Genomic DNA, 19263 nt, shown 5'->3' on the forward strand with positions numbered 1-19263 from the left:
CCCTTCGTACGGCCTCACCGCCCGTACGTCTCCCGGCAGATGCGGGCCTCGGGGCTGTCCGGGTTCCACTTGCCGTACTGATGGCCCAGGGCGCACACATCGCCCGGGACGCCCGGTACTGCGGGGGGCGCCGTGTGCGGGTGGCGCGGCGGAGGTGCCGCGGGGCGCGCCGCGTGGTCCGGGCCCGACTGGCGGGGTGCCACCTGGCGTGGCGGCTGGGGCGGGCGTGGCGCACGCGCCGGCCCGGACGAGGGTGAGTGGGCCGGTGGCGTGCCGCCCATCCGGTCCAGCGCCTCCCGCACCGGCGCCTGCACGACCTGGGGCTCCGCCCGGCCGTCCGGGCGGGGCGCCGCCGGAACGGCCGGTGCGCTGGGGGACACGGACAAAGGCTCCGGCTGCCGTACGCTCACGCAACCGGACACCGCGGCGGCCGTGGCCGCCACCGTGAGCAGAAGCGCTGCTGAGGTCGTCGATCGATGCACCCGCGCAACTCTGGCGGCTACGGACCCTCGTGGCGCGCCCGTCGGCCGATGATGCCCCGCACGGGTGACGCGCAGGTCAGGACGGGGACGCGGCGAGCATCCCGCGCAGCAGCTCCCCGAATCCCTCCCGAAGGTCCGCCAGGTCCGGGACCGACGCGTGGAAGGCCCCGGCCACGCACGAGAACATGATCCCCTCGGACCAGGCCACCAGCGACAGTGTGTGCCGCTCCGGATCCTGGGACCCCGCGGCCCGCAGCAGCGCGGTGAGCGGTTCGTGGAACTGCTGTCCCGTCGCGTCGAAGAACGCCCTCAGCTCGGGCCGGCGCGTCGCCTCAAGCGCCAACTCGTAACGGCAGATCAGCAGTTGGGGGTGGTTCGTCAGATAGCGGTGCAGCGCGAGCGCCATGCCGTCGACGAGCGAGTGGATCCCGCCGGCCGGATCCGGTAGCTCGTCCACGGCGAGCACCCGCGACTCGCGCACGGCGAGGCGCCGCACCGTCGCCTCCAGCAGGGCGAGCCGGGTCCGTGCGTAGTTCGACGTCGACCCCTGCGGCAGGCCCGCCGCCTCGTCGACCGCTCGGTGCGTCAGGCCCCGCATCCCGCGCTCGGCGAGCAGATCGAGTGCGGCGTCGGCGATGACTTCGGCGCGAGGTGCGCCGGCGGCGCTCGCGGCGCTGGTGCGTACGGACATGGTCCCAACCTACCGCCGGAACTACAGATGTAGTACGGTCGGCGGTAAGCGCACTACAGGTGTAGTGAAGGTGACAGGCCGAGCCGGGCGAGTGAGACGTAAGGAGCGCGAAGCCATGACTGCCGAATCGATGGAACCACCGGCTCCCACCGGGCTGACCGACTCGACGGGCAGGACGCCGGCGCGACCGGAAGCACAGGGCGCCGCCGGCCGCGGGCGGCGGCCCCGGGCCGTGGTCGTGGGCGGCGGCATCGGCGGCCTCACCGCCGCCGTCGCGCTCGGTCTGCGGGGATGGCACGTCACCGTCCTGGAGCGATCCGCCGAGCTGAAGCCCGTCGGGTCGGGGATCTCCCTCGCCCCCAACGCGCAGCGGGCCCTGGACGTCATCGGCCTCGGCGAGGAGATCCGGTCCCTGGCCGCCTGGGAGGGCGCGGGCGGCCTGCGTACCCCGAGCGGGCGCTGGCTCTCGCGCTCCGACGCGAAGGCCGCCGCCGAGCGCTTCGGCGGCTCCCTGGTACTCCTGCACCGCGCGACCCTGATCGACAAGCTGGCGTCCCGTCTCCCCGACGGAGTCGTACGCACCGGGTCCGCAGCAACCCTCGCCGACCCCGGCGTCGCGGACGACCCGGCCCGCCCCGCCCGGGTGACCACTCCGGAAGGCGAATTCGAGGCCGAACTCGTCGTCGGCGCCGACGGCATCAGGTCCGCCGTGCGCGCGGCGCTCTTCCCCGCCCACCCGGGCGCGGTCTACGCCGGGTTCACCACCTGGCGCCTCCTCGTCCCGCCCCTCGGCAGGCCCTTCGCCCAGCACGAGACCTGGGGACGCGGCCGGATCTGGGGCACGCACCCCTTCGCGGACGGCACGGTCTACGCCTATGGTGCAGCCGTCGCCCCCGCCGGCCACCACGCCCCCGACTGCGAGAAGGCCGAGCTGCTGCGCCGCTTCGGCGACTGGCACGACCCGATCCCGGCGATCATCGACGCCGCCGGGCCCGACGAGATCCTGCGCCACGACGTCCACCACATCACCGAACCTCTGCCGGCCTTCCACCGCGGCCGGGTCGCGCTCCTCGGCGACGCGGCCCACGCCATGCCCCCGACCCTCGGCCAGGGCGGCAACCAGGCCATCGAGGACGCCGTCGTGCTCGCCCACCAGGCCGACCCCGAACACCCCGACGCCCTCGGCCTCGCCGCGTACACCGCCGCACGCAGGCCGCGTACGTCCGCCATCGCCCGCAAGGCCGTCGGCGTGGGCCGGGTGAACATGCTCAGCAACCGGCCCGCGATGGCCCTGCGCAACATCCTCATCGCCGCTCTCGACAAGACCGGACCCGCCGTCATGCTGCGCGGATTCGACGAGATCGCGGACTGGCGGCCCCCGCAGCGGCCGTATGCTGCCCAGACACAGAGGGCCTAGCCGGACAGTTGGCCCGGGGCGAGGGGAAGACGGACGTGAAGGTCGGCTGCATCGGGCTCGGAGACATCGCGCAGAAGGCGTATCTGCCGGTGCTCACCACCTTGCCGGGGGTCGAGCTGCACCTGCAGACCCGCACACCCGCGACGCTCCGACGGGTCGGGGACACGCACCACATCCCGGCCGAGCGCCGGCACACCGACCTGGACGCGCTGCTCGCGCAGGGGCTCGACGCGGCGTTCGTGCACGCGCCGACCACCGTCCACCCCGAGATCGTGACGCGGCTGCTCGAAGCGGGGGTCGCCACCTATGTCGACAAGCCGCTCGCCTACGAACTCGCCGACTCGCAGCGCCTCGTGCGTCTCGCCGAGGAGCGCGGCGTCAGCCTCACCGTCGGCTTCAACCGTCGTCACGCGCCCGGTTACACGCAGTGCGCCGAGCACCCCCGTGAGCTGATCCTGATGCAGAAGAACCGGATCGGGCTGCCCGAGGACCCGCGCACGCTCGTCCTCGACGACTTCATCCACGTCGTCGACACCCTGCGCTACCTCGTGCCCGGGCCGATCGACGACGTGTCGGTGCGCGCCCGGGTCGAGGGCGGCCTGCTGCACCACGTTGTGCTCCAGCTCGGCGGGGACGGGTTCACGGCGATCGGCGTCATGAACCGGCTCAGCGGCTCGACCGAGGAGGTCCTCGAGGTCTCCGGGCAGGACACCAAGCGCCAGGTCGTCAACCTCGCCGAAGTCATCGACCACAAGGGCCAGCCGACCGTGCGCCGCCGCGGCGACTGGGTGCCGGTGGCCCGCCAGCGCGGCATCGAACAGGTGGTCCTCGGCTTCCTCGACGGCGTGCGCGCGGGCAAGGTCCTCAGTGCCAAGGACGCGCTGGAGACGCATGTGCTGTGCGAGCAGGTCGTACGTGAGGTGCAGCGGTTCGCCGCCTGAACTGGCGGACGGCCTCCGACGCGCCCAGCAGGGCGAGCACGGTGACGGCCGCGTGCACCGGCCAGTCCCCGAACCGCACGTACAGCGTCGTGCCGTGCGCCGTCGGCACCTCGTAGACCCGGGCCGCGCTCGCCGACGTGCCGAGCCACGGGCCGACGCGTGAACCGTCGGGGCCGTACACGGCCGACACCCCGGTCAGCGTCGCGTGCACCATCGGACGGCCCGTCTCCGCGGCCCGTACGGCCGCGAGCGACGCGTGCTGCTCGGGCGCCCAGCTGTGCTGGAACGTGGACGTGGAGGACTGCGCGAGCAGCACCTGCGCCCCGTCGCGTGTGAGCCGCCGCGTCATGTCGGGGAACGCCGACTCGAAGCACACGAGCGGGCCGATCCGCAGGTCGCCGTCCCGCGCGGACCGCGCGTCCATCACGACCTGCCGGGTCCCGCTCACCCGGTCCTCGCCCGCGGCCTTGCCGACCGACGTGGCCCAGCCGAGCAGGGCGCGCGCCGGGATGTACTCGCCGAAGGGGACGAGCCGCATCTTGTCGTAGCGCTGCCCCGTGAGGCCGTCCGGGCCCACCAGGACCGAGCTCTTGAAGATGCCGGGGGCGCCGCCGGGGGAGACGCGCCGTGCGTCCACGTTCACCAGGATGTCCGCGCCCACGTCGCGCGAGAGCGCCGCGATCCGCCGCGCCAGGTCCGGCCGCTGCGACAAGTCGAAGCCGACGCTGCTCTCGCCCCAGACCACCAGGCCGACGCCTTGCCCGGCCAGGTGGCGGGTCAGCTCCTCCTCCCGGTCGAAGCGCTTCTCGCCGCTGTCGGCGCCGCCTATGGGGCCCGGCTGGACGACGGCGACCCTGACCGGGCCGTCCGGCTCGGGCCGCGGGGCCCAGGCCCAGGAGACCGTCGTCACCGTGGCCGTCACCAGAAGCCCCGCCACCGCGGGCGTACGGGCGCTGCGCGCCACGAGGAGGACCGTGATCGCGGTGTTCACCGCCACGACGAGCAGGCTGACCAGCCACACCCCGCCCACCGACGCGACGCGCAGGGCGGGCTGCACCTGCCACTGGCTCGACCCGATGAGCCCCCACGGGCCGCCCAACCCCTGCCAGGACCTGACCAGTTCGACCATCAGCCACGCCGAAGGCACCGCGACCAGGGCGGCGGCCGCCTGCCCACGCGTGGGCGTGCCGCCGAGCAGTCGCCGCAGCAGCCTGCCCCAGGGCGCCCACAGCACACCGAGCAGCGCCGCGATCACGACGGTGAACACATGCAGACTCGGCAGCAGCCAGTGGTGCACCGACAGCATGAACCCGAGTCCGCCGAGCCAGCCGTCGAGGGCCGCGCGGCGCGGCGTGGGGGCCGAGCGGGCCAGCAGCATCCACGGCACCAGCGCGACGTACGCCAGCCACCACAGCGACGGAGCCGGGAACGCGAGGGCGGGCAGCGCGCCCGCCGAAACGGCGGCGACGCCACGCCACCAGGGGGACGCCGCGAGGCGGGGAGCGATGCCCTGCCACGACGCGGCGGGCGCCGTCCACGACGCCGGTGCCGCCGACACCGGCCACGACTGCGTCGTGCTCGACGAGCGCGACCGCCCCTTCCCGCCCGACCCGTCCATGCGTCGCCTCCCTCGTCGTCCGACGCCCGGTACGTGCTTTCAGTGTGCGCGCCGGGGACGATCTTTGACAGTGGGCATAGGGGGCGGTCGCGTCAGCGCGTGGTGGCCGCCGTGGCGCCATCCGTGCGGCGCCACTTCTCGTGCACCGTCACCCCGCGCAGTCGCCAGCCGGAGCCCGTCCGCACGAGGGCGAAGGCGTAGCGGCCGCCGCACACGAAGTCGGGCGCGCCGGAGGGAGTGCCGGAGGGAGCGGTCGAGGGCGCATCGGCGGCGGTGCCTGCGCCGTCGCCGGCGAACCGCATCGGGTTGATGTAGTCGGCCTGCACTTCGGCCGTGTCGCCGGTGTCGTTGTCGCGGCGCCCGAAGCGCAGACGCCGGTTGACGATCAGGTGCTGGCGCATCGGGAACAGCTCCATCGTCCGGGTCAGCCACTCGGTGATCTCGGCCGCGCTGCCCTCGATGCCGCCGGCCCGCCGGTAGTCGGCGCGCCCGTCCGGACTGAAGAGTCCGCGGTACGCCGTCCAGTCCCCGTCGTCCACGGACACCGCGTAGTCGGTGATCAGCTCCTCGATGGCGAGTCGGTCCATCACGGTGGCGAGTTCTACGCGCTGTGTCATTGAGTCAGTCTTGGGTACCGGAACCGCAGATCCAAGGGGCGCGACGGGGGAGAGGCCGCGAGTGATCATTGATACCTTCTCGGCATGTCCCCGCAGAGCGCCTCACAGACCGCCGCCGACGACCTCGCGCACTGCGTGCGGCTCGCGCTGGACACCTTCGGCGGGGCGTCGGCCGCCGACTGGAGCGTCAGGGCCGGCTCGCTGGAGTGGGACTGCTGGGAGACGGCCGAGCACCTGGCCGACGACCTGTTCGCGTACGCGGCCCAACTCGGGCCGTCGAAGCCTCCGTTGGACACCGAGGTGCCGTTCCACTGGACGCGCCGCAGGCCGGGCGGCCCCGCGAACGTCATCTTCGCGAACCGCGACGCGGGCCCCGCGGGACTGCTCCAGGTGCTCGACGCGAGCGGCGCCCTGCTGGTCGCGATGGTGCGGACGGCCGCGCCCGAGACCCGCGCCCACCATGTGTTCGGCCTCTCGGACCCCTCGGGCTTCGGCGCGATGGGCGTCGTGGAGACCCTGGTGCACACGCAGGACATCGCCGAGGGCCTCAGCCTCGACTGGGCCCCGCCGGCCGGTCTCTGCGCCAGGGCACTCGCCCGGCTGTTCCCCGACGCGCCGCGGGGCGACGACCCCTGGCGTACGTTGCTGTGGGCGACGGGGCGCGGTGAGCTGCCCGGCAGGGAGCGGCTCACGTCCTGGCGCTGGAACGGCGAAGTCCGCTAACAGACAGACAGGCGGACAGGCAGACAGACAGGGCCGACAGGACCCAACGGCGCGAAGGGCTTGGAATTGACGGGGTGTCAGGCCGCGGCCTCGACGACCTCCGTGCGGACCGCGACCGCCCACTCGGTGACGAGCCGTGCGTACTGAGCGCGCTGCTCGGTGGAGAGCCGGCCACCCGCGCGCAACCACAATCCGCGGATCTGCTCGTTGACTTCCTCGGCAGACCGCGCGGTACCCGAACACTCAAGCGGCATGCGGTAAGGCTAGGGTGCGTGCCGCCCACTGGGAACCCTAAGCGACGGAACATATTCGCCAAGTGATCGTAAACACCCATCAGTTGGCTGCCAGTCCCTGGCAAGGGCCGTCGGGGAGGGGCGGATCGTGCTCGGACCGGCCCGGCGGAAAACCAGGTGGCAGCGTCGCGTCCCGTCACTACAGTGGCGGCATGCCCAGGTGCGAAGGAGCGGGTTACTTCCACTGTTAATGGGGTGGTCGCGGGTTCGAGTCCCGTCGTCGGCTTCGGGCCGGCGTAGCTCAGTCGGCAGAGCACCTTGTACCTGCACCGATCTTGATCTCTGGGCAGCACACGTCACGCACCTCCCGGTGCGCGGGCCGGCGGCTCCTTCTTCTCATGAACGCACGCCGCGGGCCGACTTGATCTCGGGAGGCACCCAGCAGGGCCGCGCCCCGATGAGGCGTGCCCGCACGCGGTGCTTCCCCTCCACGGAGAGGGGCCGCCTCATGGCACGCTTCAACACCCGCGGCACCCGCCCGGTGGGCCGGTCGCCGATCGTCACCGTGACGGGCGAGAGGGCGCGCACGCACGAGGGCGCGACCGGATACCTGCGCGACGCGCGCAGCGAACTGTTCCTGCTCGCCGTCTCGAACCTCGTCGCCACGGGCGCCTTCTACGAGTCCGCGGACGACCGCGACGACCGGTACAGCACCCTCGTACGGCAGCTCGCCGTCGAGGACCCGGAGTGGACCGCGGGCCTGCTCGGCTGGCTGCGCGGCGAGGGGAACATGCGGACCGCCGCGCTCGTCGGCGCCGCCGAGTTCGTCAGGGCCCGCCTCGACGCGGGCGAGCCCGGCCACTCCCGTCAGGTCGTCGACGGCGTCCTCCAGCGCGCCGACGAGCCGGGCGAGCTGCTCGGCTACTGGACCTCGCGGTACGGGCGGCGCCTGCCGAAGCCGGTGAAGCGCGGCATCGCCGACGCCGTCCAGCGGCTCTACGACGAGCGCTCGCTGCTCAAGTACGACACCGACTCCAAGGGATACCGGTTCGGTGACGTCCTCAATCTCGCGCACCCGGCGCCCGCCGCCGGCAAGCCGTGGCAGGGTGACCTGTTCCAGCACGCCCTCGACCGCCGGCACGGCAACGCCGGGGAGATCCCGGAGCGGCTGCGTACCCTGCGCGCCCGTGAGCGGCTGATGCGCGTACCGGTGGAGGAGCGCCACGCGCTGCTCACCACGGAGACCGGCCGGCTCGCCGAGGCGGCCATGACCTGGGAGTCCCTGGCGGGGTGGCTGCAGCGGCCGATGGACGCGGCGGCGTGGGAGGCGGTCATCCCGTCCATGGGGCTGATGGCTCTCGCGCGGAACCTGCGCAACTTCGACGAGGCCGGTGTGCCGGACGAGGTCGCGGAGCGGGTGGCGGCGCGGTTCGCCGACCCGGGGGAGGTGCGCCGCTCGCGCATGTTCCCGTTCCGCTTCTGGGCCGCGTACAAGCACGCCCCGTCGCTGCGCTGGGGGCACGCTCTGGAGCGGGGGCTCGCGCACTCGCTGGCCGGTGTGCCCGCGCTGCCCGGCCGTTCGCTGATCCTGGTGGACCGGTCGCCGTCGATGTTTCCCGGCCGCGCATGGTCGACGCCGCACCGCTCGGACATCCCACTCGCCGAGCAGGCGGCCGTGTTCGGCGCCGCGCTCGCGATGCGCGCGGAGCTGCCGACGCTCGTCGAGTTCGGGATGGAGAGCCGGCGTCTGAACTTCCGGAGGGGCGGCAGTGTGCTGCGGCTCGTCGAGAGGTTCGGGCAGATCTCCGGCACCGACATCCCGACCGCGGTGAAGAAGCACTTCTCCGGGCACGACCGTGTGGTCGTCGTCACCGACGAGCAGACCCGGCCCGGCTGGTTCCCGTCGAACGCCGAGGGCTTCGGCGGCATGGCCGAGACCGAGATCGACGCGCTCGTGCCGAGGGACGTGCCGGTCCACATGTGGAACATGGCCGGATACAAGGTGGGCGCGACCCCTTCGGGCGGCGCGAACCGGCACGCGTTCGGCGGCCTCACGGACCAGGCGTTCCGCCTGATCCCGCTCGTCGAGCGAGGCGGCGACGCGCGCTGGCCGTGGCAGGCGCAGCCGAAGTAGGGAAGAGGCGCGGGTTGGCCGTCCGGCGGAAGCCGGGCAGGTCAGCCCGCCGACTCCCCGGCGTGCGGGCTCAGGACGCCCGCCGTCACCAGCGCGATCAGCACGATGCCGAGCAGGATCCGGTAGTACACGAACGGCATGAAGCTCTTCGTCGAGATGAACTTCATGAACCATGCGATCACCGCGTATCCGACGCCGAAGGCGATGATCGTCGCGAAGGCGGTCGGGCCCCAGGAGACGGAGCCGTCCTGCCCGGCGTCCTTCAGCTCGAAGACACCGGAGGCGAGGACCGCCGGGATCGCGAGGAGGAACGAGTAGCGGGCCGCGGCCTCACGGGTGTACCCCATGAGGAGGCCGCCGCTGATGGTCGCGCCGGAGCGCGAGACCCCGGGGATCAGGGCCATGGCCTGGCAGACGCCGTAGATCAGACCGTCCTTGACGCTCAGGTCCTTGAGGCCCTTGCGCTCCCGCACCGCGCGGTGCTTGCCGCCGACCTCGTCGCGCGCCGCGAGACGGTCCGCGACACCGAGGACGACGCCCATCACGATGAGGGTCGTCGCGGTCAGCCGCAGATCGCGGAACGGGCCCTCGATCTGGTCCTTGAACGCGACACCGAGCACGCCGATCGGAATCGATCCCACGATCACGAGCCAGCCCATCTGCGCGTCGTGGTCGCTGCGCAGCGCCTTGTTCGTGAGGGAGCGGAACCACGCGGAGATGATCCGCGCGATGTCCTTGCGGAAGTAGATCACCACCGCCGTCTCCGTGCCGAGCTGGGTGATCGCCGTGAACGCGGCTCCCGGGTCGTGCCAGCCCGCGAAGGCCGCGGTCAGCCGCAGATGCGCGCTCGACGAGATGGGCAGGAACTCGGTCAGCCCCTGGACGAGTCCGAGGATGAATGATTCGAACCAAGACATGAAGTTACGCGATCCAAGTGCTGACGTGAGCTGACCGCAGACGCGCAGGCCAGAGGCGGACACGGAGAAAGGAAGGACGGACGGGCGAGGCCGTACTGGTCAAGGGGTACGGAAATGGAAGGGCGCCCGCCGTGGGGCAGCGTAGCGCCCTTGTATGAAGAGACGACGACAGGGCCTCTCCACGCGGGCGGCAGCTACGCAGCGGCCGGTCCCGCCTTGGTCCATCCCGGGGCCTGGGGATGGGCGCTCAGGTCCTCGTGGTGGACGGCGTCGCCGCATGCGGAACAGGTCACGACGGGGACCAGTTCATTGCCGCAGGTGTGCTCGATCACCATCGGGCGGTCGCCGTCGTCGCGCAGATGGCGGTCGCCCCACGCCATGAGGGTCATGAGGACCGGCTCCAGTTCGAGCCCCGCAGTGGTGGGCCGGTACTCGAAGCGCTGCGGGCGCTCCTGGTAGGCGACCTTCTTGAGGACGCCGGCGTCGACGAGGCGGCGCAGGCGCGTCGCGAGGATGTCGCGCGGCGCTCCGATGTTGCGCACCAGCTGGTCGAAGCGTCCGTTGCCGAGGCACACCTCGCGCAGGACCAGGAGCGAGTACTTCTCGCCGACCACGGCCAGCGTGTCGGCGATCGAGCAGGGGCGCGGGTCCTTGGCGGCTGGCATGCGCATCAGTGTAAGCGAGGGTTTGCTTTTCCAACCTACCGGGCTATCGTGAGTTCAGTTTTCCTACTCACTGGTAATCGGTGCCGGGCACCGACCCGTCGGCCAAGGAGGCCCGCGCCATGCGTGACGCAGTCATCGTCGAAGCCGTACGCACCCCCGTCGGCAAGGGCAAGCCGAACGGGACGCTCGCACAGGTCCACCCCGTCGAGCTCCTCGCCCACACCCTGCGCAGCCTCGTCGGGCGCGCCGGGATCGATCCCGCGCAGATCGACGACGTCATCGGCGGCACCGTCGACCAGGTCGCCGAGCAGGCCATGAACACCACCCGGTACGCCGTCCTGTCGGCGGGCTTCCCGGAGTCCGTGCCCGCCACGACCGTCGACCGCCAGTGCGGCTCGTCCCAGCAGGCCGTGCACTTCGCCGCGCAGGGCGTCATCTCCGGCGCCTACGACATGGTCATCGCCGGTGGCGTGGAGTCCATGAGCCGCGTACCGATGTGGTCGAACGTGCCCGAGGGCGCCGATCCGTTCGGTCCCGGCGTCGCCGAGCGCTACCCGGAAGGTCTGGTCCCGCAGGGCGTCAGCGCCGAGCTCATCGCCGCCAAGTGGTCGCTGTCCCGCGAGACGATGGACGCCTACGCCGTCGAGTCGCACCGCAAGGCCGCCCAGGCCTGGGCGAACGGGCTCTTCGACGCCGAGGTCGCGCCCCTCGGAGGCGCCACCCGCGACGAGTCCGTGCGCCCCGGCACCACCGCCGAGATCCTCGCCGGGCTCAAGCCCGCCTACTACGACCCGCGCTTCGCCGAGCGCTTCCCGCAGATCGACTGGTCGGTGACCGCGGGCAACGCGAGCCCCGTCAACGACGGCGCCTCCGCCGTCCTCATCACCACGAGCGAGAACGCGGCCCGGCTCGGCCTGCGCCCGCTCGCCCGTCTCCACAGCTTCGCCGTCACCGGCTCGGACCCGCTCCTGATGCTCACCGGCGTCATCCCCGCCACCGAGAAGGTGCTGCGCAAGGCGGGTCTCGAGCTGGGCGACATCGACCTGTTCGAGGTCAACGAGGCGTTCGCGGCCGTGGTCCTCGCCTGGCTCCAGGAGACCGGCGCCGACCCGGCGAAGCTGAACGTGCACGGCGGCGCCATCGCGCTCGGCCACCCGCTCGGCGCGAGCGGCACCCGTCTGATGACCACCCTGGTCCACGCGATGCGCGCCCGCGGCGCACGCTACGCACTCCAGACCATGTGCGAGGCGGGCGGGCTCGCCAACGCGACCATCCTGGAAGCGCTCTGAATCTCCAGGGACGCGTCAGCAGGGGGGCGGTGGGTTTCCAGGGGTGCGTCAGCCGCGGAGGCGGTCGCGCTTGCACCACGCGACCACCGCACCCGCGAGGCCGGTCAGCGCGATGAAACCCATCGCGATCAGGAACGCGGGCGACGTCGGCGTCGAGGCCCTGGCCCCGGCGACGACGTAGGCCACCGTGTTCGGGACCGAGCCGATCGCCGTGGCGAGAAGGAAAGGCGCCCACCGCATCCGCGAGACCGCGGCGCAGTAGTTGGCCGCCCAGAACGGCACCCCCGGGAACAGCCGCGCCGCCAGCATCGACCGGAAGCCGTGCCGGCTGAGCTGACCGTCGGCCGCCTTCAGCCAGCGGCCGCGAACGAGGGGCCGCAGCGCCTCCTGGCCGAGCACCCGGCCGAGCCCGAACGCCAGCCCGGCGCCGAGCACGGTCCCGCCGAGCGCCGCCAGAGTGCCGAGCTGTGAACCGAACAGCGCACCCGCCGCGAGGTTGAGGAGCGGCCGCGGTACGAAAGCCACCGTGCACAGGCCGTACGCGACACCGAACAGGACGACCGCGGCGGCACCGCTCATCTGGGGAGGCCAGCCGTCCGCGAGCAGTCTCTGCGGCTGGAGGAGCAGCACCGTCGCCCCGCCCGCGGCGAGCAGCGCCACCAGGAGCGACAGCCGAGACCATGGGGACAGCAGAACTCTCGTGCAGCGCAGGGCAAGACCCGCCGGCCGGGCGGCGGCGAGTCCCTCGGGACGTGTCGCGACGGTGTCGGGCATCCGGGGAGACTAACCGACCCATATGTATGTTCGCCGTAGGGTTGTGTCGCATGACCGTCACAGTCCCGCGCAGCGCGCTGGCCGACACTCTGCTGGAGCGGCTCACCTCCGTGTACCCCATGGCGGCCGAACCCGGGCGGGCGGGGCAGATGCGCGCGTACATGAAGGACGTGGCCCCCTTCCTCGGTCTCGCCACCCCCGTCCGACGCGCACTCTCGCGCACCGTCCTGGCCGGGACCCCGCGCCCGGACGAGGCCGACTGCACCGCGCTCGCGCTGCGCTGCTGGGAGCTGCCCGAGCGCGAGTACGCGTACTTCGCGGTCGACTACCTGCGCCGGCACGCGGGCCGCTGTTCGTCCGGCTTCCTGCCCGTCGCCCGGCACCTGGTGTCAACGGTCCCGTGGTGGGACACCGTCGACCTGCTCGCCGCGCACGTCGTCGGCGCGCTCGTCGCGGCCGACCCGCGCCTTGAGAAGGACATGGACGCGTGGATCGAGGACGACGATCTGTGGATCGCCCGCACCGCGCTCCTGCACCAGCTCCGCCGCAAGGAGACGACCGACACGGAGCGCCTCTTCGGCTACTGCCTGCGCCAGGCCCCGCACCCCGACTTCTTCATCCGCAAGGCCATCGGCTGGTGCCTGCGCGAGTACGCGAAGACCGACCCCGCTGCCGTACGTTCCTTCGTCGCCGCCCACCGGGACCGGCTCGCGCCTCTGTCGGTGCGCGAGGCCCTGAAGAACATCGGCCCCTGAACTCCCTTACGCCCCACGGGAGACAGGGCCCGAGCGGCCCGCCGGAAAACCATTCGACCTGCGCCGTTCTGTGGGCAATGATCGGCGTCATGTTCCGGTACGCCTTCCCCGCAGCCACGTCCGCAGTCGCGGACGCTGCGAAGGCTGCCGTCTTCCTGGCCGCCGCAGCAGACGGCGCCCGAAGCTGACCCTCTCCGGACATTCCGGCGGACCCCGCAGGGGGAGGGTCGGTGGGACTCCGGGGTCCCCGCCTCATCAAGGAGGCCATCACGCCCTGTTCCGTTGAGGAACACGTTCCGGGAGGAACCACCCAGTCATGCCCAAGACGGCATACGTGCGCACCAAGCCGCACCTCAACATCGGCACCATGGGCCACGTCGACCACGGCAAGACGACCCTCACCGCCGCCATCACCAAGGTCCTCGCCGAGCGCGGCGCCGGCACGTTCGTGCCCTTCGACCGCATCGACCGCGCCCCGGAGGAGGCCGCCCGCGGCATCACCATCAACATCGCGCACGTCGAGTACGAGACCGACACCCGGCACTACGCGCACGTCGACATGCCCGGCCACGCCGACTACGTCAAGAACATGGTCACCGGGGCCGCGCAGCTCGACGGGGCGATCCTCGTCGTCTCCGCGCTCGACGGAATCATGCCGCAGACCGCCGAGCACGTCCTGCTCGCCCGCCAGGTCGGCGTCGACCACATCGTCGTCGCGCTGAACAAGGCGGACGCGGGGGACGAGGAGCTCACCGACCTCGTCGAGCTGGAGGTCCGCGAGCTGCTCTCCGCGCACGGGTACGGCGGCGACTCGGTCCCCGTGGTGCGGGTCTCCGGGCTCAAGGCCCTTGAGGGCGACCCCCGTTGGACCGGGGCGATCGACGCGCTGCTCGACGCCGTGGACACGTATGTGCCCATGCCCGAGCGGTACGTGGACGCGCCGTTCCTGTTGCCGGTGGAGAACGTGCTCACCATCACCGGGCGCGGCACGGTCGTCACCGGGGCCGTCGAGCGCGGCAGGGTGCGCGTCGGTGACCGCGTCGAGATCTTCGGCGCGGAGACCGGCGCGGCGGCGACCGTGGTCACCGGCCTGGAGACCTTCGGCAAGCCCATGGAGGAGGCGCAGGCCGGGGACAACGTGGCGCTGCTCCTGCGCGGCGTGCCCCGCGACGCGGTCCGCCGGGGTGACGTCGTCGCGGCCCCCGCCAGCGTCAGCCCGAGCCGCCGCTTCACGGCACAGGTGTACGTCCTCTCGGCGGCCGAGGGCGGCCGGACGACACCGGTCGCCACCGGCTACCGCCCGCAGTTCTACCTGCGGACCGCGGACGTCGTCGGCGACGTCGACCTCGGCGAGAGCGCCGTCGCCCGGCCCGGGGACACCGTCACGATGACGGTCGAGCTCGGCCGCGACGTGCCCCTGGAGGCGGGCCTCGGCTTCGCGATCCGCGAGGGCGGTCGCACCGTCGGCGCGGGCACCGTCAGCTCCGTCGGCTGAACCGCACCGTCCGCCTCCCGCACCCCGCGGGAGGCGGACGGTCGCACGTCGGCCACACTGGACGCCGGCGCCGGCAAGGAGGTCTCAAGTGGCGGGCAGGGCACTCGTACTCGGGGGCGGCGGCCTCTCCGGCATCGGCTGGATCTGTGGAATCCTCCACGGCCTCGCCGAGGCCGGTGCCGGTCTGTGGGACGCCGACACCGTGATCGGCACCTCCGCGGGCTCCGTCGTCGGCGCCCAGCTCACCTCCGGCAGACTCACCCCCGCCGAGCTGTACGAGCGCCAACTCGCCGCACCCGTGGGGGAGATCCCCGGGCATCTGGGTCCGGCCGCCACCCTCCGCCACGCCCGCGCCGCGCTCGCCTCGCGTACTCCCGAGGACTTCGGCCGCAAGGCGGGGCACATCGCGCTGGCCGCCGACACCCCGGACGAGGCGACGCGCCGCGCGGTCATCGCGGGGCGGCTCGTCTCGCACAGCTGGCCCGAGCGGCCGCTCCTGGTGACGGCGGTACGGGCGACGACCGGCGAGTTCCACGTCCTCGACCGGGACAGCGGCGTCGGCCTGGTCGACGCCGTCGCGGCCAGCTGCGCCGTGCCGGGCGTCTGGCCGCCGGTCACGCTCGAGGGCAGCCGCTGGATCGACGGCGGCGTCCGCTCCCCGGCCAACGCGCACCTCGCCGAAGGCCACGACCGCGTCGTGATCATCGCCCCGGTCGCAGCGGGCGGCGGCACCCTCGAACCGGCCCGCGCCCAGGCGGAACGCCTCACCGCGGGCGGGGCGAGGGTCACCCTCATCACCCCGGACCGCACCACCAGAAAGGCAATGGGCGACAACAGCCTCGACCCGGCCCACCGTGCCCCGTCGGCCCGAGCAGGCCGGGAACAGGCGATGGCGCACGCGGCGGGCGTGGCGGAGGTGTGGGGCTGAGCAACGCCCTGGCGCGTGCCGTGCGGCACCCGGCCCCCGCCGCCCGCACACCCTGCGAATGCCGCCCGGCACCCGGCATGCCCGTCGCCCGCCGAACGCCGCCCGGTAAGCCGGCTACCCCACGGCCCCGTCCACCCCGTGAACCCCGCCCGGCCCCCGCCACCCCCACCGCCCGGCACAATGGACGGCGTGGATGAGCCGATACCCGTGACCAGGACCGTCGATCACGGCACCGCCAAGCTGATGCCCGACGTGGACCGGCGTCGGGCCTGGCTGCTCACGGTCGACGGGGCGCCGCAGTCGTACGTGGATCTGGACGCGCCGGAACACCTCGAATTCGAGTACGCGCGCCGGCTCGGGCATGTCCTCGACTGTGCGGACGAGCCCGGAAAGCCCCTCGACGTGCTGCATCTGGGCGGTGGCGCGCTGACCCTGCCCCGATACACAGCGGCGACGCGGCCCGGCTCACGTCAGGTCGTGGTCGAGGCGGACCGCGGGCTGCTCGCCCTGGTCGCCGAGCATCTGCCCGTCCCCGACGGCGCCGGGATCACCGTCCACGGGGCCGACGCCCGCACCTGGCTGGAGTCGGCCGACGCCGACAGCGCCGACGTACTCGTGGCGGACGTCTTCGGCGGCTCCCGCGTCCCGGCCCACCTGACCACCGTGGCGTACGCCGAGGCCGCCGAGCGGGTCCTGCGCCTCACGGGCGTCTACGCGGCGAACCTCGCGGACGGCACGCCCTTCGCCTTCCTCCGCTCCCAACTCGCCACGTTCTCAGCAGTGTTCGAGCATCTGGCGCTGATCGCGGAGCCCGCCGTGCTGCGCGGCAGGCGCTTCGGGAACACCGTCCTCGTGGCCTCCCACGAGGAACTCGACATCGCGGCGCTCGCCCGGCGCGCCGCGGCGGACGCGTTCCCGGCCCGCGTCGAGCACGGAGCTCAGCTGCGCCGTTTCACCGGCAGCGCGAAGCCCGTACGGGACGAGGACGCGGTGCCCTCACCCGAGCCGCCCGGCGGCTCCTTCGGCATCGGCTGAGACCGGCTCCGGCACGGGCTGCTTGTCGGCGTCGGCGTCGGCGCGGCGCGTCAGCTGCCGTACCTCCGGCACGAACAGGACCGCGCCGGTCGCCACGACCACGAGCGCCGCACAGCCCCACAGCGCCGGGGACAGGCCGAAGGCGGCCTCCGCCGGGCCCGCGAGCGCCGTGGCGACCGGCACCATCGCGACGGAGCCGAACCAGTCGTACGCGGAGACCCGGGACAGCTTCTCCTCCGGGATCTCCTGGTGGAGCGCCGTCATCCAGGAGACGCTGAACACCTCGATCGTCACGCCGCTCACGAACATCACGCAGACCAGCACGGCGAGCGGCACAGGCAGGGCGAGCGCCGCCGAAGGCAGCGCCAGCGGGAACACACAGAGGGTCCCGGCGAGCAGCAGCCGCCGCGGTTTCCACCTCATCATCAGGAACGCCCCGGCGACGGTTCCGACGCCGAAGGCGCCGAGGGCGAGCCCCCAGGGGCCCGGTCCGCCGAGGGAGTCGCGGGCGACGAGCGGGCCGAAGACCGCGTCGGCGGCGCCGACCACCGCGACCACGACGGAGAACTGCGCGACGACGCTCCACAGCCACGGCCGGCCGATGAACTCCTGCCAGCCGTCGCGCATATCGGCGAGGAGGCCCCCGCCGGGCTCGCGCGGCGCGATATGGCTGACGTCGAGGAACGAGCGCAGCGCCCCCGCGACGGCGAACGCCACCGCGTCCACGGCGAGTACCCAGCCGGGCCCGATGGCCGCGACCATCGCGCCGCCGAGCGCCGCGCCGCCCACGGCCGCGCCCGACATCGCCATCCGGAAGAGGGCGAAGGCGCGGCTCGCCTGCTCCCGGTCGACCGACGACATCAGCATGCCTTCGGCGGCGGGGTTGAAGAAGGCCTGGCCCGTGCCGCCCAGCGCGCTGAGCAGCATCATCTGCCACAGCTCGGGCGTCCCGGTCAGGACGATCAGCGCGAAGGCGCCCTGGGAGAGGAAGTTGAGCGCGTTGGCCGCGACCATCACGTGGTGGCGCGGCAGCCGGTCGGCGACGGCCCCGCCGACGAGCAGGAACAGGACGAGCGCCAGGGTGCGTGACGCGGCGACGAGGCCGACGTCCCCGCCGTCGCCCCCCGTCTCGAGCACCGCGAACGCGGACGCGATCAGCGCGCCGTTGCTGCCGAGGGTCGTCACGAACGCCGCCACCGCCAGCAGGCTGTAGTTGCGGCCCGCCCACGCGAGTCGGCGGGGTCTGAGCGGGGAGGCGGCGGGAGAGTTCACTGAGGGACTATCGCCGCAGCAGGGGCGACTTGCCAAACGAGATTCTTCCGGCGGGAGCCGGTTGATTCTCGAGGAATGGGCTGATGACCGAGAATGCGATCTCCGGCTGGTGGGTCCACCGCAACTGCCGGCGCTGATCGCATCACGCCGCTGACAGCCTCGGGCCTGCCCTTCACCGGGCAGGCCCGACGCGCTGCTTTTGTGCGGCTCAGTCCACGCTGGGGTCGCCCTGGAGGCGGACGGTGCTGAGGATCTTCTGCACCGTGGCGTCCGGGACCTCGTCCTTCACGCCCTTGGCGCCGTAGAACGTCCAGGAGACGAAGTCGCCCTGGGAGTTCTTGAAGGCGAACACGGTGGCCTTGCCGTCCGTGTCGCACTTCCCCTTCTTCGGCACGCCGGACGACGTGGTCGTCGCCACGCTTCCCTTGACGCCGGAGTCGGTCGTGAAGTCCTTCGGCTTACCGATCTTCAGGAGCTTCTTCGAGGAGTCCTTCTGGTCGGTGTAGCCGCCGAACACCCACCACGCCGAGTCGTTGCGCGCGACGTCCTGGGTGTTCTTGGCGCCGTTCTGCCCCTTGGTGCCTGTCGCGGCGAGGGCGCTGTCGTCCTCGGTGCCGTCCTTGTCGTCGTCCGACGTGCACCACTTCTCCTTGAGGAACGCGGGTGCGGACATCGTGATGAGGGGCTTGGCGCCCTCGTCCTTCGCGTCGTCGAAGCCGGTGATGAGGCCGTCCGATTTCACGACCCAGTCGGCCGGTACGTCGAACGCGGTCCCGTACTTGGGGTTCACGACGACCTGCCAGCCCTCAATGGTGGCCTTCGGCGCGTTCGACGGGTCGCGCGGGTTGACGCCGTCACTCGCGTCGGGGCTCGGGTCCTTGGAGGCCGACTTCGTGGGGGACTTGGACGGCTTGGGGTCCGCCTTGTCCTCCTTGTCACCACCGAGGACGAGGAACCCGGTCACACCGGCGGCGACCACCACGGCCGCGGCCGCGACGATCGCGGTGATCTTCGTCTTGTTGCCGCCGCCGTTGCCGCTCGGCGGCTGGGGAGCGCCGAGCGGGACGGTGGGAGCGCCCCACTGTCCGGGAGGCTGCTGCCCCGGCTGCTGCTGGTACGGATTGGGCTGCTGCTGGTAGCCCGGCTGCTGATAGGGGTTGGGCTGCTGCTGGTACCCCGGCTGCTGGTACGGATTCTGGTCCTGCGGGTTCTGCTCGCCCCCGGGCGGCTGCTGTCCTGGCCACATGGCGCACAACAATAGAGGTCCCGTCAGCTGC

General features: G+C 72.6%; 19 protein-coding genes. 9 read left to right on the forward strand and 10 right to left on the reverse strand.

Going from position 1 to position 19263, the window contains the following annotated elements:
* Positions 1–14 precede the first annotated feature (14 nt).
* Positions 15–380: a hypothetical protein gene (locus ACWIGU_RS36695; protein ID WP_454405994.1), complete on the reverse strand. Its 366-nt coding sequence runs from the start codon at positions 378–380 to the stop codon at positions 15–17.
* A 178-nt stretch (positions 381–558) separates the two neighbouring features.
* Entirely contained in the window at positions 559–1173 is a 615-nt protein-coding gene (locus tag ACWIGU_RS36700; protein WP_454405995.1) for a TetR/AcrR family transcriptional regulator, read from the reverse strand.
* Between the two features lie 154 nt (positions 1174–1327).
* Here ACWIGU_RS36700 and ACWIGU_RS36705 point away from each other — a divergent pair, with 154 nt between their 5' ends.
* Positions 1328–2590: an FAD-dependent monooxygenase gene (locus ACWIGU_RS36705; protein WP_454406182.1), complete on the forward strand. Its 1263-nt coding sequence runs from the start codon at positions 1328–1330 to the stop codon at positions 2588–2590.
* 35 nt (positions 2591–2625) lie between these two features.
* Entirely contained in the window at positions 2626–3531 is a 906-nt protein-coding gene (locus tag ACWIGU_RS36710; protein ID WP_454405996.1) for a Gfo/Idh/MocA family protein, read from the forward strand.
* Here ACWIGU_RS36710 and lnt read toward each other — a convergent pair.
* Both lnt and ACWIGU_RS36720 read right to left on the reverse strand, forming a co-directional pair.
* Positions 3455–5149, reverse strand: a complete 1695-nt coding sequence (gene lnt, locus ACWIGU_RS36715) for an apolipoprotein N-acyltransferase (RefSeq protein ID WP_454405997.1) — start codon at positions 5147–5149, stop codon at positions 3455–3457. The two genes, ACWIGU_RS36710 and lnt, sit on opposite strands and share 77 nt — an antisense overlap.
* Positions 5150–5241: 92 nt before the next feature.
* Complete coding sequence (locus tag ACWIGU_RS36720; RefSeq protein WP_454405999.1) at positions 5242–5766, reverse strand: nuclear transport factor 2 family protein; 525 nt, start codon at positions 5764–5766, stop codon at positions 5242–5244.
* An 84-nt stretch (positions 5767–5850) separates the two neighbouring features.
* On the opposite strand from ACWIGU_RS36720, the gene ACWIGU_RS36725 reads away from it, so the two are divergent.
* Positions 5851–6489, forward strand: coding sequence for a maleylpyruvate isomerase N-terminal domain-containing protein (locus ACWIGU_RS36725; RefSeq protein WP_454406000.1), 639 nt, complete (start codon positions 5851–5853; stop codon positions 6487–6489).
* A gap of 77 nt (positions 6490–6566) precedes the next feature.
* Here the strand turns inward: ACWIGU_RS36725 and ACWIGU_RS36730 are convergent, their stop codons facing one another.
* The gene (locus ACWIGU_RS36730) at positions 6567–6743 is read right to left on the reverse strand and encodes a hypothetical protein (protein ID WP_356286605.1); all 177 of its coding nucleotides are present in this window, start codon (positions 6741–6743) and stop codon (positions 6567–6569) included.
* A 487-nt stretch (positions 6744–7230) separates the two neighbouring features.
* Here ACWIGU_RS36730 and ACWIGU_RS36735 point away from each other — a divergent pair, with 487 nt between their 5' ends.
* A complete protein-coding gene (locus ACWIGU_RS36735; RefSeq protein ID WP_454406001.1) occupies positions 7231–8856 on the forward strand; it encodes a TROVE domain-containing protein in 1626 nt (541 codons plus the stop codon).
* Positions 8857–8897: 41 nt separating this feature from the next.
* Here the strand turns inward: ACWIGU_RS36735 and ACWIGU_RS36740 are convergent, their stop codons facing one another.
* On the reverse strand, positions 8898–9773 hold the full coding sequence (locus ACWIGU_RS36740) for an undecaprenyl-diphosphate phosphatase (RefSeq protein ID WP_372564905.1): 876 nt from the start codon (positions 9771–9773) through the stop codon (positions 8898–8900).
* A gap of 194 nt (positions 9774–9967) precedes the next feature.
* The gene (locus ACWIGU_RS36745) at positions 9968–10438 is read right to left on the reverse strand and encodes a winged helix-turn-helix transcriptional regulator (RefSeq protein WP_356286616.1); all 471 of its coding nucleotides are present in this window, start codon (positions 10436–10438) and stop codon (positions 9968–9970) included.
* A gap of 119 nt (positions 10439–10557) precedes the next feature.
* Between ACWIGU_RS36745 and ACWIGU_RS36750 the strand changes: the two genes are divergently transcribed.
* Complete coding sequence (locus ACWIGU_RS36750) at positions 10558–11727, forward strand: thiolase family protein (protein WP_454406002.1); 1170 nt, start codon at positions 10558–10560, stop codon at positions 11725–11727.
* Positions 11728–11775: 48 nt separating this feature from the next.
* Here the strand turns inward: ACWIGU_RS36750 and ACWIGU_RS36755 are convergent, their stop codons facing one another.
* The gene (locus ACWIGU_RS36755; RefSeq protein ID WP_454406003.1) at positions 11776–12501 is read right to left on the reverse strand and encodes a TVP38/TMEM64 family protein; all 726 of its coding nucleotides are present in this window, start codon (positions 12499–12501) and stop codon (positions 11776–11778) included.
* Between the two features lie 50 nt (positions 12502–12551).
* Between ACWIGU_RS36755 and ACWIGU_RS36760 the strand changes: the two genes are divergently transcribed.
* The 4 genes from ACWIGU_RS36760 to ACWIGU_RS36775 all read left to right on the forward strand — a co-directional run bounded on the left by ACWIGU_RS36760 (position 12552) and on the right by ACWIGU_RS36775 (position 16714).
* A complete protein-coding gene (locus tag ACWIGU_RS36760) occupies positions 12552–13256 on the forward strand; it encodes a DNA alkylation repair protein (protein ID WP_454406004.1) in 705 nt (234 codons plus the stop codon).
* A 316-nt stretch (positions 13257–13572) separates the two neighbouring features.
* Positions 13573–14751 carry an elongation factor Tu gene (tuf, locus tag ACWIGU_RS36765; RefSeq protein WP_454406005.1) on the forward strand — a complete coding sequence of 393 codons (1179 nt, stop codon included), beginning with the start codon at positions 13573–13575 and terminating at the stop codon, positions 14749–14751.
* Between the two features lie 88 nt (positions 14752–14839).
* Positions 14840–15679: a patatin-like phospholipase family protein gene (locus tag ACWIGU_RS36770; protein WP_454406006.1), complete on the forward strand. Its 840-nt coding sequence runs from the start codon at positions 14840–14842 to the stop codon at positions 15677–15679.
* A 189-nt stretch (positions 15680–15868) separates the two neighbouring features.
* The gene (locus ACWIGU_RS36775) at positions 15869–16714 is read left to right on the forward strand and encodes a spermidine synthase (protein ID WP_454406007.1); all 846 of its coding nucleotides are present in this window, start codon (positions 15869–15871) and stop codon (positions 16712–16714) included.
* On the opposite strand, the gene ACWIGU_RS36780 is transcribed toward ACWIGU_RS36775, so the two are convergent.
* Positions 16676–17986: an MFS transporter gene (locus ACWIGU_RS36780; protein WP_454406008.1), complete on the reverse strand. Its 1311-nt coding sequence runs from the start codon at positions 17984–17986 to the stop codon at positions 16676–16678. The two genes, ACWIGU_RS36775 and ACWIGU_RS36780, sit on opposite strands and share 39 nt — an antisense overlap.
* Before the next feature lie 208 nt (positions 17987–18194).
* Complete coding sequence (locus ACWIGU_RS36785; protein ID WP_356286640.1) at positions 18195–19232, reverse strand: hypothetical protein; 1038 nt, start codon at positions 19230–19232, stop codon at positions 18195–18197.
* Positions 19233–19263: the final 31 nt, after the last annotated feature.

The organism is Streptomyces sp. NPDC055400, from assembly GCF_053644375.1.

What these genes read in the sequence shown, in the direction of transcription:
- ACWIGU_RS36700 (WP_454405995.1), bottom strand. Translation starts at nt 1,173, where the DNA reads ATGTCCGTACGCACCAGCGCCGCGAGCGCCGCCGGCGCACCTCGCGCC.
- lnt (WP_454405997.1), bottom strand. Translation starts at nt 5,149, where the DNA reads ATGGACGGGTCGGGCGGGAAGGGGCGGTCGCGCTCGTCGAGCACGACG.
- ACWIGU_RS36720 (WP_454405999.1), bottom strand. Translation starts at nt 5,766, where the DNA reads ATGACACAGCGCGTAGAACTCGCCACCGTGATGGACCGACTCGCCATC.
- ACWIGU_RS36725 (WP_454406000.1), top strand. Translation starts at nt 5,851, where the DNA reads ATGTCCCCGCAGAGCGCCTCACAGACCGCCGCCGACGACCTCGCGCAC.
- ACWIGU_RS36730 (WP_356286605.1), bottom strand. Translation starts at nt 6,743, where the DNA reads ATGCCGCTTGAGTGTTCGGGTACCGCGCGGTCTGCCGAGGAAGTCAAC.
- ACWIGU_RS36735 (WP_454406001.1), top strand. Translation starts at nt 7,231, where the DNA reads ATGGCACGCTTCAACACCCGCGGCACCCGCCCGGTGGGCCGGTCGCCG.
- ACWIGU_RS36740 (WP_372564905.1), bottom strand. Translation starts at nt 9,773, where the DNA reads ATGTCTTGGTTCGAATCATTCATCCTCGGACTCGTCCAGGGGCTGACC.
- ACWIGU_RS36745 (WP_356286616.1), bottom strand. Translation starts at nt 10,438, where the DNA reads ATGCCAGCCGCCAAGGACCCGCGCCCCTGCTCGATCGCCGACACGCTG.
- ACWIGU_RS36750 (WP_454406002.1), top strand. Translation starts at nt 10,558, where the DNA reads ATGCGTGACGCAGTCATCGTCGAAGCCGTACGCACCCCCGTCGGCAAG.
- ACWIGU_RS36755 (WP_454406003.1), bottom strand. Translation starts at nt 12,501, where the DNA reads ATGCCCGACACCGTCGCGACACGTCCCGAGGGACTCGCCGCCGCCCGG.
- ACWIGU_RS36760 (WP_454406004.1), top strand. Translation starts at nt 12,552, where the DNA reads ATGACCGTCACAGTCCCGCGCAGCGCGCTGGCCGACACTCTGCTGGAG.
- tuf (WP_454406005.1), top strand. Translation starts at nt 13,573, where the DNA reads ATGCCCAAGACGGCATACGTGCGCACCAAGCCGCACCTCAACATCGGC.
- ACWIGU_RS36785 (WP_356286640.1), bottom strand. Translation starts at nt 19,232, where the DNA reads ATGTGGCCAGGACAGCAGCCGCCCGGGGGCGAGCAGAACCCGCAGGAC.